Raw genomic sequence first — 15,210 nt, forward strand, 5'->3', positions numbered from 1 at the left:
GTATGATAGAAACGGGCAGTTTAGTGAAGGAAGATATAGTTTTAGCAGGTGGTTTAAGTGTAAAAGGTATTTGACAAATTAACCGCCTTATTTTACACTTTGTATGTAAAAACTTTTTTACACCTATCTTATTTTGAAGGTGGAAATTTAATGAAAAATCAAATCAAGGAGTATCGCGAAAAAAAAGGCATCTCGCAAGGGAAATTAGCAGACTTATGTAATGTGAGTAGGCAGACGATTAATGCCATAGAAAACAATAAATATGACCCAAGTTTGCAATTAGCTTTTGATATTGCCAAAAATTTAAAAGTTAGGGTTGATATATTGTTTTTAAATGAAAGGGAGGAAGAAGGATGAAAACTCGGAAAATTGGTTCAGTAATAATTGCTATAGCTACGCTAATAGTGGTAGGCTTTACAATTTATAAAATTATTGTTGGAAAAGATGTTGGTTTTAACGAAGTTATTACTATTGGTGCTTTGTTGATGATGTTTTTTTCTGCCATCACTTGGGGAACAAAGGAAGAAAAAGATGGAATCTTGCAGGAGGAAGAACTCGGACAAAGGATTACAGAGAAAAGTTCGAAAGTTAGTTATTTTCTTCTGACATTTTTTATCTTTGGAGCAGTAGTTGCTGACAAGTTTATAAACGAGACAATTAATATCTTTCTACTGCTATTATTAGGACTATCAATGATAACTTTACCTTTTATTGAGTTTTTAGTTACCAAAAAATATCAGTAATATTTTTCACTAACGGGTGCTTTCCTTAAGTAAAAGGAAAGCCTTTTACTATGTTGCTAAAGGGGCAGTTTTGTTCTAGAAGGATTCCAATTCGGTATTAGAGAATATTAATTATAAAAATCGCTTAATAACAAGGAGATGGTAATTGTGTGTGGGATTTGTAAGTAAACATTTAGATAGAGATTTACTTTTACCAAAACATCGAGACATTCTCTTAGAAAATGCATTAAATGATCTAAAATCGGATTCTAATGTTTTGGCTATTTATCAAGCAGGATCGTTGGCTAAAGGAAACTTTGATAATTACTCTGATATTGATTTGCACATTGTTGTTACACCTGAAAGGAAGCCAGATTTTATTAAAGACAAGCATAATAGAGCGAGAAAATGGGGAGATGTATTATTTTACGAAGACCTTAGTGCTATGTCTCCTGTTATAGTTACTCATTACGAATCATTTATAAAAGTAGATAGCTGGTATCATTCCCCTGAAGATGTTGTACCTTCTATTTGGTTAAGAGGATATAAAGTTCTTTACGATCCCAAAAACATTATTAGCGAGATCATAAAGGACTCATCAAATGTAGTTTATAAACCATCTTCTGATGAAGTTGAGTTTTGGAGAGGAAAAATTCTTTCGTTTATACACGAAACCTATCGTGCTGTTATGAGGGATGAAAAATATTATGCATTATCTAATTTAGATAGAGTACGTTGGTTAGTCGTTTCTGGATGGTATATGGAAATGAAACAACATTTAGATAGTCCTTACGGTGTTTGGTCAAAAATTGAGGGGAAAAGAAGTAAGTTAGATCAGGGGCAATTAAGTCTTTTGGAAAGTTGGGATTGTTGTCGTAATACTAATGAAATTATGAAAACGCTGGTTAGTATGGTCCCCGAGATTCTAAGACTGAATAAATTACTCAGTAAACTAGTAAATATCAATGAAAATGAAGACCATCTAAAAAAAGTACTAGAAATGGTTTACTAATAATTGGAATTATAAGTTGTAACAGGGGCAGCTCTTAAAGGGGGGGGCTTTTTGTTATTTAAGAATAGATGCAGGTTTGTTGAGGAAGGATAATAAGTTTAGAATGGGGAATTTACAGCTATAAGTGACTAAGGTAGTAAGATATATTAAAGGGGGAAGAAAAATGAAACGTGTTTTTTTAGGTATATTGGTGATAATGGTTATCCTTTTAGGAATGTATTATTTGACTACCACTGCTTAGTTTCTTATACAAGTAACGGGGCAGTTTAGTTGAATAAGAAAAAATAATGAATAACACTAATTGAAGGTGGGGTATCCTAAGAAAAAAAAGGTTGTTATTATGATTGGACTTATAGTTGCTATTATCTTATTTAACTTCATAGCTTTTAAAACAAATAAGAGGTTAACGCCTAATCAAATTGTCCATATTTGGGCATTTACTATAGCATTTCAACAATCTTTTGACATCATAGTTGAATTTAAATACCATGGTTATTGGTATTTTGATAAGAGAATTGATTGGGTAGGACTACTTCCACATACAATACTTGTTCCTCCAGTCAATATGATGTTTCTCAATTGGTATCCTTTTAAAGAGAAATTTATTAAACAGTTTTCGTACATCTTTATATGGGTTATAAGCATACTGGTTTACGAGGCTATCACATTATTACCTCAGCCATGGGGGTTTTTTCATTATGGTTGGTGGACGATATGGCATACAGCAGTTATTGATCCGATACTTCTCCTTATTTTGCTTAGATACTATAAATGGATTAGCAATTTGTAGGCAAGTTAAGAAGAAGCAGCTCATTCATTTTTAAAAAAGGGGGAGAGCGCCTGAGTCATTGATCTGTTGTAGGGAATTGGACTATCGCTGAATTAATTGGACGTCTGATTCCTTTGGATGAAACTGTATTGAAACACCCCTTTACCTAAAACAGTCAGAGCGATTTTTGAAAAGTTTCTAAAATGGGTAGCGCATTCACCTTTCTTCGGAAGAAAACCCTTGTCTAAAGCTACCGAGTATCCATTAAATCGCATTAAAGGGGTTAAAGGCTTTTCTGTTCGATGTTCGGATTGAGATTTATAACAATCCAGCCGAAAACATGATTCGACCAAATGGAATCGGCCGAAAAAACTGGCTCTTTTCTGTAAGTGAATTTAGCGTTAAAGAAAATGCGACCTGCTTAAGTTTGGCATAAACAGCAAAAGCGAACGGCATTGATTTCTGTTACTATTTAGTGAAGCTAATGACAGAGCTGCCGAATTTACCAATTCATCAGCCAGAAACTTTTAAATAAATCCATACCTTGGTCAAAAAACATCCAGGTAACATGTGCAAAATGGTCATCTATCCGAAAAAATTCAGGATAGATGGCCTTATTTCGTTCGTACCGGAAAGGTGCGCTTATTTTTGCAAATTTAAATTAAATATGTATTAATTTGGAAAAAATAAATGAAAAGAAAAAGATTAATAGTTCTACTTTTGTAAATTATTTTTCAAGAGCACCTCAAAGGATTAACCAGTTAGCCATCAAGCGCCAATTCAGTAAGGAACCTTTCAACTTACATAAAATATTCCCATTAAGCTTAGGAACCTTGATTTTAGGTACGTTACCTTTGCTGGTGCATAAGATATTTTAAAGAACTTGAAGGGATGAGATAAATGTATAATAACCCTTATTTGAGCCAATATCCTTATAATGTAATTGTGCCAATGTATAACCACCAGAGACAAACTGTTATTTGGCCTTATCAAAAACAAATACATGCCAATGGATTTAATTTTCGCTCTTCCAATCTTGCTGGGAGTAGTGTGATACCTGATTATGGGTCAATGCCATTTGTTATTAATATAAATGAAGCAGCTAAGCAAAATAAAAATTACCGTTATGCTATATGGACAGGTACCCATCTCCAGACTACTCTAATGAGCATAAATGTAGGCGAAGATATTGGATTGGAAATGCACTCAGACGTAGACCAATTCTTGCGTATTGAACAAGGTCAAGGAATAGTACAAATGGGTTTATCAAAAAATAATTTGACCCTTACAAGGTATGTACATGATGATTCTGCTATATTCATACCCGCAGGAACATGGCACAATCTAATTAATAAAGGCAATATTCCTTTAAAACTTTATTCAATATATGCTCCTCCTAACCATCCATTTGGTACTATTCATAAAACAAAAGCAGATGCAATGTCTTCAGAAGAAGATCAGGGCCATGGAAATATAGTTGTTTTTGGCAAGACTCCGGATGAATGGGTAAGACACACTGAATATTTGGTAAAGGAAGGGTTAGAGGATGTTAAAAATGGAATAAACGCTTTACACATTCTTCAAGAATTTATTCTAATGGGTGTTCTTGTAGGAAAGGGTTATTCTCCTGAAAATGCATATTTAACAGTAGAAGAATGGGAATGTACAGGAGGATCCACACTTCTGCAACAAAGTAAGACTATGCAATAATAATAAAAGTAGGGATTCAGAAAGATAAGTAAAAGTTTGTGTCTATCACTTACTTTCTTATCTTTTTGTTCTCTTTCAAGGTTATGATTAAATTTAGTTGACCTAATAGCTATGAAAAAAAAACGAAGACTTTTCAGAATTGTGTGTAACCAATTGAAAGGTGATTTTTAATCAATACTAACTGTGTTCTAAACTCTGTGACCATGTTTTGTTTAGTAGATATGTGCATAACTCCTCTCTATTGATTTAATAAGTTGAGCGTTACTTAATTATAATGAATATATATCTTCAATAAGTGTATGTGTAGTAGCTAATTCGATTCTTACGTTAATAGGATCCTTTTCCTTAGTAGCTGCAATTAATTTGTTAATACTTTTATACAACTCCTCATACTCTTCTTCGTCTCCAAGTAGTTGAATTTTCCATCTATTCTTTTTGTATATCTTCTTCAATTCTTTCGTTTTAAGCATAATTTCATTCCAGTTTGGTTCCTCTAATCCATTTTCAATGTCATTAATTTGTTTAAAAAATACATCCCCGCCCGTATTGTTCTCACAACTCGTTAATAGTAGTAAAAGACTAATATACACTAAAATTTTGTTCAATCAATGTCTCTCCTTTAAATATTTTATAATAAAGTATTTAGGCTTATAATCTCCATAAATTATGTGAATGATTATGGGAAAAGGAGGAAATTTTTATGCCTGAATTGGTGTTGATATTATTGCGGTCTATAGCAGCTTTCTTGATACTATTTTTTATGACTAGAATAATGGGAAAGAAGCAAATTTCCCAGCTTACTTTTTTTGATTATTGTGTAGGTATAACCATTGGTTCCATTGCAGCAACGATGTCAGTTGATCAGAATGTAAAAGCTCTAAATGGAATGTTGTCTTTATTTATTTGGGGGCTATTCCCCATTCTAATGGCATATTTCGGTATGAAATCTAATGCATTTGCTAATTTAACAGATGGCAAACCAACCATCTTGATTCAAAATGGAGAGATTATTGAGGAAAACATGAAGAAAAACCTATTGAATCTAAGTGAATTAATGCTTCTATTAAGGGAGAAAAGTGCTTTTAATGTATCTGACGTAGAAATGGCTGTTTTAGAAACAAATGGAGAACTAAGTGTTTTATTGAAATCAGATAAACAATCTATCAATGCAAAAATGTTAAACATCCCGATTAAAAAAGAGCATGGTCCACATATATTAATTTTGGACGGTAAAATCATGGAAAAAAGTTTAATAAAACTAGGATATACTGATGAATGGCTACTAGAAGAAGTTCAGAGGCAGGGTGCAAGTAAGTTTGAAGATGTTTTTTTTGCTCAACTTGATTCTTCCGGAGAATTATACGTTGATTTATATGAAGATTAAGCAAATTACTAATCACAATTTTTAAGTAAATCTAGCAAAACAATGATAAAAATACACCATTTTCCTCGTATGGTTTTCCAGCAAAGTTAACTGTATATTTGGGGACAGTTTAAAAATGAAGAATCCAATCACATCTAAAAAGAAAAGTGCGGGTAGGAATATAGTAACTATTGTTTTATTTAGTAATATAATAATAAGGATAGTATCATTTGTGATGAATTACACTTAAAGAATAGGGTGCTTATGTTCCAGATCAGCTGCTACACCAGGCAGCTTTTCTTATTTGATAAACGGGGCAGCATTCCTGTAATAAGTGAAAATGAGATTTGATAGAAAAAAGACCTCTTGATAAGATAAATGTGTCCTAAGCCGGCTAGCTAAAAGGGACAAAATATCTACTCGGAGGTCTCCAAATGAATTATAACCAAAATCATAAAATAGCTCAAATTACACCAAAAACCTTAATCATTGGTATTGATATTGCCAAACATCATCATGTAGCTAGAGCACAGGATTATCGTGGAATAGAATTAGGTTCTACTTGCTTTTTTGATAATACTCAAGAGGGAGTTAGGACATTTATTAATTGGATTAATCAAATAAAAGATTCATACGAAATGGAGTTTGTCATTACTGGAATGGAGCCAACAGCCATTATTGGCTTAATTTAGCTCATATTCTAAAGGAGGAACAGATTAAGTTTGTCACGGTCAACCCCTTACACGTCAAGCACAGTAAGGAACTAGACGATAATTCTCCAACTAAGAATGATGTTAAAGACGCAAAAGTCATTGCACAACTAGTCAAAGATGGTAGATACTCCGAACCAACGATACCACAAGGAGTTTTTGCAGAACTGCGTGTGGCTAAGAAATTACGTGATCTATTAAATGTAGACTTACAAATAGTGCAAGGACAGGTACACAACTGGATTGATCGATATTTTCCAGAGTTCTTTACTGTCTTTAAAAGTTGGGAAGGGAAGGCAGCTCTTCATTTATTAAAGCTTGAAGCATTACCGGAAGAACTGGTGAGATATACAGAAGAAGAATTACTAGAATACCTTAGGCAAGCAGTGAAACGCAGTATAGGGATTAAGAAGATTCGTGCCTTAAAAGAAGCAGCCAATCGCTCAATTGGCATCCGTCAGGGTGCCATGATGGCTAAAATGGAGTTAAGAACGTTAATCCAAAAGTATGAACTCATTCAAAAAAAGTTCGAAGAGCTTGACCAAACTCTGGATACACTACTTCAAGATATTCCAGGCGTTGATCAAATGTTAGAAATAACAGGAATTGGCCGCGATACAGTGGCGGGTTTCTTCGCTGAAGTAGGCGATTTGAGTGAATACAATCATCCTCGCCAGATAACTAAACTGGCTGGACTTAGCTTAAAAGAAAATACATCAGGTAAGCATAAAGGGAGAACCAGGATAACCAAACGTGGTCGAAAGAAATTACGAGCATTGTTATTCCGGGCCTCTATGATTCTAGTAGCCAAGAACAAAGCCTTTAAAGCCCTCCATCATTACTACACAACGAGACCTGAAAATCCGTTGAAAAAGATGCAGTCTTTAATTGCTTTATGTAATAAGGTCATCCGTATACTTTTCTCTATTGGTAAGAAACAGTTTGTGTTTCAAGAAGAGAAGATGTTGAAGGACATCCCCCATATGCATGCATTTATCCAAGAACCAATAGCAGCTTAATCACTATTAAACGAACGATTAATCAATAGATATGAAAAGATGAACAGACAAAATCAGCATGGGATTAGTTGGCAAAGCAACTAACGTAAGGACTTAGATCCTGTGGGGCAGCATGACCGACATCCACCTTATGGAAAGGTTGAACGAAGGAATGTAGGAGCGTAGACTCTGTGAGACTTGGGAGGGTAGACCCCCATAAGAGATGTGGACATCCATTGGTGCGTACATACCTATTTATCCAACTTTTAGAAATTAACCGAAGGTTGGCTAGTTTCTTGCGCTCATTTTCTTCGTAAACAGCTTGATTGTGTTCTTTCTCTCTAATCAAATCTGTAAAGTTAAATAAGTTAGATAGCAATACGGTGAAAAACTGCGTAATTAAGAGATAAGTGTTTGTTTATTGAGGGAGGTTTGTCGAAGAAGAGATGAAATGTATGGTAAAAAATAAAAATAATATATAAAGGAATGATCAAAAGTGAAAACTTCAAGAAATCCAGATACAATACACAATCCAGTGGCTCCTTATGTGCACCAAATAGAGGTCACAGGTCCGAATAGATGGTTAAATTTATCTGGACAATTAGGGATGACTTTAGATGGAACTGTACCAGAAAATCCATTAGAGCAGCTGCAATTAGCTTTAGAAAATATAAAGAAGAATCTTGACGCAGCGGAAATGGAGATTAAAGACTTAACAAAAATGATATTTTACTTAGTTGGAGATTTTGAACCTGAACTACGAAGAAGAATAATTGGAGATTTTCTCGGAGAACATCTTCCTTGTACTACAGTGATGCATGTAGTAGCACTAGCAGCACCTCCGTTTAAAGTGGAAATTGATGCATGGGCTTGTAAAGGTATTTGATGTAGTTGAGACGGTTTTCTGCCAGCAATTTATTGTAATCTATTATCGTTGTGGGATATTTTTTATTTGATGATAAAATAATATGTTCTGTTTAAAGCAAACTACGACTTTGTGCTAAGTCGTACTTATAGTAACGGGTGCTTTCCTTAGATAAAAAGGGAAGCTTTTTCTTAGGTGCTATAGGGGCAGTATTGTTGAAGAAGGATTACTGAAATTTGTAAAGAATTCTTCTTAAGAAGTCATGGACAAAGGAGAAAACATATTGGATAAACTTAGCGATTTAATTACTTGGTTGGAAGAAATAAAAGAAAAAAATCAGAGTAGTGCTTCATCATTATATATTCTAAGAGATAATGAAGTAATACTAGAACACTATAATGGTTATCATTCTAATTCCACTGATGCAGTTCCGATCACATCATCTTCTCAATTCAACATAGCTTCCGCAAGAAAAAGTTATCTTGGTTTAGCGGTGGCTTACGCTCTTTATGAAGGAAAAATCAAAAGCCTTGATGACTATGCAATTAATTATTTTGAAGATATAGATGAGCAACTACTTGGTAAAACAACAATACGCCATTTAGTAACTCATTCACACGGTTTACACGAAAAAGAGAACGGGGCTATATTTCGAGAGTTTGAACCAGGACAAGGCTGGGCTTATAGAGGGGTAAATGTGTTAATGATGACCAGGCTAGTGAATCGTCTCTTTAATATGAGTTTTCCAGCTCTTTTAGAAGAAAGGGTGTTTTCACCATTAGGTTTTAAGGAAACAGCCTGGCAAACGAAAGAGAACGAATTATTAGTTAAAGAAATTATTGACCCAGAAGCAAAAGGGTCATTCAAGTTGGGGAGTTACGCTGATGGAACGGAATCAAATTTACATACATCTGCACGGGAATTTGCAGAATGGGGAAATCTTCATCTAAACAAAGGGTTTGTAAATGGAAAACAAATTGTTCCAAGCGAAGTGATTGAGATTGCAACTCGAATTCAGAGCCCTATTTACAAAGATAATAAGCTTCCACAAAATAGTTTGTTTTGGTATGTACAAGGTACTCCTACTGTTTACAGTGAGATTGGAGAAAGGGTTCCAAAAGGTTCTTATCAAATTTTAGGAATAACAGGTCCCACTCTTTTGGTGATTCCAGAATACAATGTTGTAGTAGCGAAAATGTATAACAAGCGATATAACTATGGTGGCGAAAATTATCTTTACTACCTAAGAGAATTTAGTAATTTAGTTGCTGATACTTTTCAAAAGAGAAGATTATGAAGAGATATACTTATAGTAAAGGGTGTTTTCCTTAAATAAAAGGGAGCCTTTTTCTTATGGTACTATAGGGGCAGTTAGTTTAGTTTAATAAACAAAAACATATATACTAAAAGTTAGGAGGTTATAGAATGTATGAAACAAGATGGACTACTAATGAAGAAATTACTATTATGGCAGACTATTGGTACAGAATGGCATGTGAAATGGGAGAAATTGATGGCATTCCAAAGCCAGAATTACATAGAGTCGAAAAAGTTAAAAACTTATTTGTAAAAGAATTTAATACAGGTAATTTAAAGTTCAGGGTTGCCGTAGATAGTGATGAAAATATTGTTGCTTGTGCAGGAGGTTTAATCAGGACAGAGTACCCCTACCCACTTGCCGAGGAACAAAGCCTATTCGGTTGGGTATTAGCGGTATATACTTTTAAAGAACATCGGAATAATGGATTAGCCAATAAATTAGTAGAGGAAATTTGCTTATGGCTTAAACAAAAAGGGGCAAAAAGAGCAAGACTGTGGTCAAGTTCAACTGGAAGAAGTGTTTATGAAAATCTTGGATTTAAAAATATGATGGATATGTCAAAACCACTTTCTTAATTGGAGGGGTAATGCTTGAGAGAAAAAAGGCCAAAGTTACCATTAACAGAAGAGGAAAAACAAATCTTAAGGAAAATGAAAGTAAAATTAAGTTCCTTGCACAAGTTGGAGTTAGAAGAAATTAAGGATATGTTTAGTGTATCAAATGAACGGGCAAGAACGTTAAAAGGGTTAGCAACATTTCAGCAAGTACCTTCTATTGGTTATGAATTAGCCTTTAAGGTAGTAAATTATTTGGGTTACTTTAGCATGGAACAAATAAAAGCAGGTAATTGGACGGAGATATTCCATAACTTAGAGTTGAAACTTGGATGCTGGACTGATTCTTGTGTTGAAGACCAAATTATTTGTATTATTCATCATGCAAATTTTCCCGAAAGTGAAAAACAGTGGTTTGACTTTACAGCAGAAAGAAAATTATATAGACAACAAAACGGTTATCCAACTTCAAGGCCAAAAATAGCATGGTATGAAAAGTAGAAAAAGGAACTCATATCGAACGGTTGCTTATATTCAAGATCAGCTGCCAAATATGGCGGCTTTTCTTATGTAACAAAAGGGGCAGGTTTGTTGAAGAAAGTGTCGCGACTAACTTTTGATAGTAAGGGTGCTAACTGACTTATCATATTAAAGCTGTTACTACCTCCCAACATTCAATCGTAAGCCATGCATCTAAGGAAAATCTCACTAGAAGGCATCAAAGGGAAATGTTCTTATATCGGATTGTATTTTTAATGAAAAGCCAAAGGTTAACAGAACAATTCCTATTACATAAAAAAATATTTCTTCCTAATCAACCTACTAATTGTTTTTTTTTTTTTTTGTTGCAAATGCAATAAAAATAATTTAAATTAAATTTAGATCTTTATTATTACGTTGGCAACAAAAAACTACTGAGGTGTTAATTGTGAAAGAAATTTTGCGTGAAATCGGCATGATCGCAAGGGCATTGGATTCGATAAGTAATATAGAATTCAAGGAGCTTGAACTAACAAAAGGCCAGTATTTGTATCTGGTGCGAATATGTGAAAACCCGGGAATTATCCAGGAACAGTTAGTCGATTTGATTAAAGTGGACAGATCCACTGCAACTCGTGCTATCCAAAAACTAGTATTGAATGGGTTTATAGAGAAGAAAGATGATCAACACAACAAAAAAATAAAAAAAATTTATCCAACTGAGAAAGGAATTTCGGTCTACCCTTTCATTAAAAGAGAAAATGAATATTCGAATTTAGTTGCATTAGCAGGATTTACTAAAAATGAAGCAGAAAATACGTTTGATTATCTGCAGCGGATTAGAAAAAATATTGAAAAAGACTGGGATTTTGTTAAAAAGGGAAACAGGAGAAATTACTAACACCACCTAAAGGAGCTGCTTTAATGACGATGACAATAAAGGAATGTACCATTGAAGATTTACGTGAACTTCAGTCAATCAGTGTGGAAACATTTACTGAGACTTTTAAACACCATAATTCAGCAGAACACCTAAATGCCTATTTGGAAAAGGCATACAACCTGAACAAACTAGAACAAGAGTTAGCCAATCCATCTTCGCAATTCTTTTTTGTTTATATTTATCAGGAAGTAGCTGGATATCTGAAAATCAATACCGGTGATGCCCAATCAGAAGTGATGGGCGATGATTCACTTGAAGTCGAGCGAATTTATGTGAAGAAGAAATTCCAAAAGCATGGTTTAGGAAAGAACCTGATGAATAAAGCAGTGGAAGTAGCGAAAGAACAGAAGAAAGAGAAAATTTGGCTTGGGGTATGGGAAGAAAATGAGAATGCCATAGAATTCTATAAGAAAAAAGGATTTTTCCAAACGGGTGCTCACTCTTTTTATATGGGTGATGATGAGCAAGTAGACTTGATTATGACCAAAATACTCTATTAGTTTTTAGTGAAAGGTGGATCATCATGTATATTCCAAAATATTTTAAGGTCACCAATGAAGACGAAATCCGGGAATTCATTCAGCTAAATTCGTTTGGGACGCTTGTTACAACAAAAAAAGGGAGACCAATTGCGACTCATTTGCCGATGCAACTGGTACAAAAGGAAGCATTATATATAACGGGGCATATGGCTTATGGGAATCCCCAGTGGCGCACATTTGAAACCGCTGAAGAAGTATTGGTAATGTTTCAGGGGCCTCACGCCTACGTTTCTTCCTCGTGGTATGAATACGAAAATGTCCCGACATGGAATTATCAAGCAGTCCATATATACGGAAAGGCCAGTATTTTGTCCGATAAAGAGTTGGAACAGGACCTGCAAAGGTTACTGCATAAATACGAAAACCATCGTGAAAACCCCATACTATGGGAAAAGCTTTCTCCTGTATTGTTGGAAAAAGAGTTAAAAGGTATTGTTGGTTTCAAAATTAAAGTAGAGGAAATTCATGCTGCCTATAAACTGAGTCAGAATCGTAATGAAAAGGACTACCAAAACATAATTGAGGAACTGCATAATGAGAAAGATATAAACGCAAAGGCATTAGCCGAAATTATGAAAAATAGAGAAAAATAAAGATTGGCAATGTTAATGAAGCATTCCATAGCTTTTGAGTGAAAAGACTAAAAGAGAATTTCACTTTGTTTTTATTCAACAAACGGGTGCTTTCCTTAAGTAAAAGGGAAGCCTTTTTCTTATGTCGCTAAAGGGGCAGGTTTGTGGAATAAGAAAAAACTGGTATGGCGGAATAGACTCATGTAGTTTAGCGAAGGCGATCCTATTTATAACCTTTAACCATCCTACAGACATTAAAAAAAACAGGTACGGATCAAGTACCTGTTTTCAAAAGAGTGTGATTAGTTGGATTGCTGTTCCTACAAGAGTTATTTAGAAGGAAGTGCCAACACAAAAATTGCTAGAAAGAGCACATGTGGTTTTAATTAATCTAGCAAGATTAGTATGGAGGAGGTTAAGGTTCACATGTAGGAATAAGCAATCCTAACTAATTATTGACATACATTAGTCCCAATCCCTGAATCAGTCTGTAGAAAAGATATGCTTTTGCTAGTTGTGATAAAAAAAGATTATTAAGTAGTCAATCTACCTCTGGATTGATAAGAATTAATCCTGGTGATTTTCCTCATAATCACATTCAAGGCATTGCACTTGTACACCTTTTTTTAGTTTCTTCTCAACAAGCAACCTTTTGCACTTGGGACAATTTCTGGGTAAAGGCTTATCCCACGAAATAAATTTGCATGCTGGAAAACTCCTGCATCCATAAAAAATTCTATTCTTCTTACTTTTTCTCTCGACAATTTTATCCTCATTACAAGTTGGGCAGGTTACGCCTATCTCCTTAATAATTGCTTTGGTGTTTCTGCATTCCGGAAAGTTATTGCAAGCAATGAATTTCCCATAGCGTCCCATCTTGAATACCATTGCACTGCCGCATTTTTCACAATCCTCGCCAGCAGGTTCATCTTTTATTTCGATTTCCTTCATTTGCTCCTCTGCTGCTCTTAAATATTTCTCAAAATCTTTGTAAAAAGAATCAATCAGATCTAGCCAGGTCTCCCGCCCCTCTTCTATATTGTCCAGTCCCTTTTCCATCCTAGCCGTAAATTTGACATTCACGATTTCCGGAAAATATTCCACCATTACCTCATGGACAATTTCACCTAACTCAGTTGGCAGGAAGCGTTTATTATCAATGGAGACATATCCACGTTTTTGAATCGTGTCCAATGTAGGGGCATATGTTGAAGGCCGGCCTATGCCAAGTTCTTCGAGTGTCCTGACGAGCCGCGCCTCGGTATAGCGAGGCGGCGGCTGAGTAAAGTGCTGCTTAGGTTCAATCGTCTTCTTGAAGAGTTCATCTCCTTCTTTCAGGGCGGGGAGATTGTTCTCTTTTTCATCATTCTGGTCATCAGTACTTTCAGCATAAATCTTCATAAAACCAGGAAATTTAATTTTTGACCCTGTCGCTCTAAAAATGACACTGCCATTTTGCAGATCGACACTCATTGTATCCATAAGGGCCTGTGCCATTTGACTTGCCATAAATCGTTCCCATATTAACTTGTATAAACGGAATTGATCACGCGTCAGATGGCCTTTTATACTGTCTGGATCTCTTGCTATACTAGTCGGGCGTATTGCTTCATGGGCGTCCTGGGCATTGGCCGCTTGCTTTTCTCGTGGCTGAGCCCCTTCCCGTAAATATTCCTTCCCAAAATTAGTTTCAATATAGGCAGATGTCTCAGCTTGTGCCGTGTCAGAGATACGGATAGAATCGGTCCTCATATAAGTAATAAGACCAACGGTACCTTCCTTGTCAAGTTCAATCCCTTCGTATAAATGTTGTGCAAGCATCATCGTTTTCTTTGCCCGGAAGTTTAATTTTCTTGCCGCCTCCTGTTGGAGGGTAGAGGTAATAAATGGAGGAGAAGGGTTTCTTTTTCGCACCTTCTTGGCAACAGAGATGACTTTAAACTTATGATCCCTCATTTGGGTTAATACTGCTTGAACATCTTGATCGGAGTTTAGTTCGGTTCTGCTTTCATTAACCAATGAATGAAAAGAGGCACTGAACGATTCTTTGTGCTTTAGAAATTCACCCTCGATCGTCCAGTATTCTTCTGGAATGAAAGCTTTAATTTCATTTTCCCGGTCAATGATTAACCGTACTGCAACCGATTGAACTCTTCCCGCACTCAACCCTTTTTTTACTTTTTTCCAAAGAAGAGGGCTGATGTTATAACCAACAAGCCGATCTAGTACCCTGCGTGCCTGCTGGGCTTCTACAGTATCCATATTGATGGGGCGCGGGCGGTTGAAGGATTCAAGTACTGCTTCTTTCGTGATTTCATTAAATACCACACGACAATCAGACTTGATATCAACTTCCAGACTATGTGCTAAGTGCCTTGCGATTGCTTCACCTTCCCGATCAGGATCGGAAGCAAGAAAAACTTTCTTGGCCTTTTTGGCAGCAGCCTTTAATTCCTTTAATACAGGGCCTTTTCCTCGAATGGTAATATATTTTAAAGAAAAGTTGTTTTCTACATCCACTCCCATTTGACTTCGAGGCAGATCCCGAACATGCCCCATCGATGCCCTAACTTTATATTTACTTCCAAGATATCGTTCAATTGTTTTTGCTTTTGCCGGGGATTCAACAATTACAAGAAATTCTGACAC

At 35.4% G+C, this 15,210-nt stretch carries 15 protein-coding genes and 1 pseudogene; 14 read left to right on the forward strand and 2 right to left on the reverse strand.

The genetic code is table 11. The annotated features are described in order from the left end of the window. The first annotated feature begins 150 nt into the window (after positions 1 to 150). The 5 genes from J1899_RS03100 to J1899_RS03120 all read left to right on the forward strand — a co-directional run bounded on the left by J1899_RS03100 (position 151) and on the right by J1899_RS03120 (position 4,213). The gene (locus J1899_RS03100) at positions 151 to 357 is read left to right on the forward strand and encodes a helix-turn-helix transcriptional regulator (protein WP_214477496.1); all 207 of its coding nucleotides are present in this window, start codon (positions 151 to 153) and stop codon (positions 355 to 357) included. Next, positions 354 to 743 carry a hypothetical protein gene (locus J1899_RS03105; RefSeq protein WP_214477498.1) on the forward strand — a complete coding sequence of 130 codons (390 nt, stop codon included), beginning with the start codon at positions 354 to 356 and terminating at the stop codon, positions 741 to 743. The genes J1899_RS03100 and J1899_RS03105 overlap by 4 nt, the downstream gene beginning before the upstream one ends. Before the next feature lie 151 nt (positions 744 to 894). After that, a complete protein-coding gene (locus J1899_RS03110) occupies positions 895 to 1,734 on the forward strand; it encodes a nucleotidyltransferase domain-containing protein (protein WP_214477500.1) in 840 nt (279 codons plus the stop codon). 1,085 nt (positions 1,735 to 2,819) lie between these two features. After that, positions 2,820 to 2,939 carry an IS66 family transposase gene (locus tag J1899_RS22820; RefSeq protein WP_425515003.1) on the forward strand — a complete coding sequence of 40 codons (120 nt, stop codon included), beginning with the start codon at positions 2,820 to 2,822 and terminating at the stop codon, positions 2,937 to 2,939. A gap of 464 nt (positions 2,940 to 3,403) precedes the next feature. Beyond that, on the forward strand, positions 3,404 to 4,213 hold the full coding sequence (locus J1899_RS03120; protein WP_214477501.1) for a cupin domain-containing protein: 810 nt from the start codon (positions 3,404 to 3,406) through the stop codon (positions 4,211 to 4,213). Positions 4,214 to 4,482: 269 nt separating this feature from the next. Here J1899_RS03120 and J1899_RS03125 read toward each other — a convergent pair whose 3' ends face one another. Then, a complete protein-coding gene (locus J1899_RS03125) occupies positions 4,483 to 4,818 on the reverse strand; it encodes a DUF4363 family protein (protein ID WP_214477503.1) in 336 nt (111 codons plus the stop codon). Between the two features lie 95 nt (positions 4,819 to 4,913). On the opposite strand from J1899_RS03125, the gene J1899_RS03130 reads away from it, so the two are divergent. The 9 genes and pseudogenes from J1899_RS03130 to J1899_RS03170 all read left to right on the forward strand — a co-directional run bounded on the left by J1899_RS03130 (position 4,914) and on the right by J1899_RS03170 (position 12,582). Next, positions 4,914 to 5,597, forward strand: coding sequence for a YetF domain-containing protein (locus J1899_RS03130; protein ID WP_214477505.1), 684 nt, complete (start codon positions 4,914 to 4,916; stop codon positions 5,595 to 5,597). 413 nt (positions 5,598 to 6,010) lie between these two features. Next, a pseudogene (locus J1899_RS03135) lies at positions 6,011 to 7,305 on the forward strand (IS110 family RNA-guided transposase). 475 nt (positions 7,306 to 7,780) lie between these two features. Then, the gene (locus J1899_RS03140) at positions 7,781 to 8,170 is read left to right on the forward strand and encodes a RidA family protein (RefSeq protein WP_214477507.1); all 390 of its coding nucleotides are present in this window, start codon (positions 7,781 to 7,783) and stop codon (positions 8,168 to 8,170) included. Positions 8,171 to 8,432: 262 nt separating this feature from the next. Beyond that, the gene (locus J1899_RS03145; RefSeq protein ID WP_246586568.1) at positions 8,433 to 9,446 is read left to right on the forward strand and encodes a serine hydrolase domain-containing protein; all 1,014 of its coding nucleotides are present in this window, start codon (positions 8,433 to 8,435) and stop codon (positions 9,444 to 9,446) included. A gap of 128 nt (positions 9,447 to 9,574) precedes the next feature. Beyond that, positions 9,575 to 10,045, forward strand: a complete 471-nt coding sequence (locus J1899_RS03150; RefSeq protein WP_214477512.1) for a GNAT family N-acetyltransferase — start codon at positions 9,575 to 9,577, stop codon at positions 10,043 to 10,045. A gap of 15 nt (positions 10,046 to 10,060) precedes the next feature. Next, positions 10,061 to 10,525, forward strand: a complete 465-nt coding sequence (locus J1899_RS03155; protein WP_246586569.1) for a helix-hairpin-helix domain-containing protein — start codon at positions 10,061 to 10,063, stop codon at positions 10,523 to 10,525. A 427-nt stretch (positions 10,526 to 10,952) separates the two neighbouring features. Then, complete coding sequence (locus tag J1899_RS03160) at positions 10,953 to 11,405, forward strand: MarR family winged helix-turn-helix transcriptional regulator (protein ID WP_214477514.1); 453 nt, start codon at positions 10,953 to 10,955, stop codon at positions 11,403 to 11,405. Between the two features lie 23 nt (positions 11,406 to 11,428). Then, positions 11,429 to 11,947, forward strand: coding sequence for a spermidine/spermine N(1)-acetyltransferase (paiA, locus tag J1899_RS03165; RefSeq protein WP_214477516.1), 519 nt, complete (start codon positions 11,429 to 11,431; stop codon positions 11,945 to 11,947). Between the two features lie 23 nt (positions 11,948 to 11,970). Then, entirely contained in the window at positions 11,971 to 12,582 is a 612-nt protein-coding gene (locus J1899_RS03170) for an FMN-binding negative transcriptional regulator (RefSeq protein WP_214477518.1), read from the forward strand. 546 nt (positions 12,583 to 13,128) lie between these two features. On the opposite strand, the gene topA is transcribed toward J1899_RS03170, so the two are convergent. Then, complete coding sequence (gene topA, locus J1899_RS03175; protein WP_214477519.1) at positions 13,129 to 15,210, reverse strand: type I DNA topoisomerase; 2,082 nt, start codon at positions 15,208 to 15,210, stop codon at positions 13,129 to 13,131.

It is taken from the genome of Cytobacillus gottheilii, from assembly GCF_018582665.1.
Classification (GTDB): domain Bacteria; phylum Bacillota; class Bacilli; order Bacillales; family Cytobacillaceae; genus Cytobacillus; species Cytobacillus gottheilii.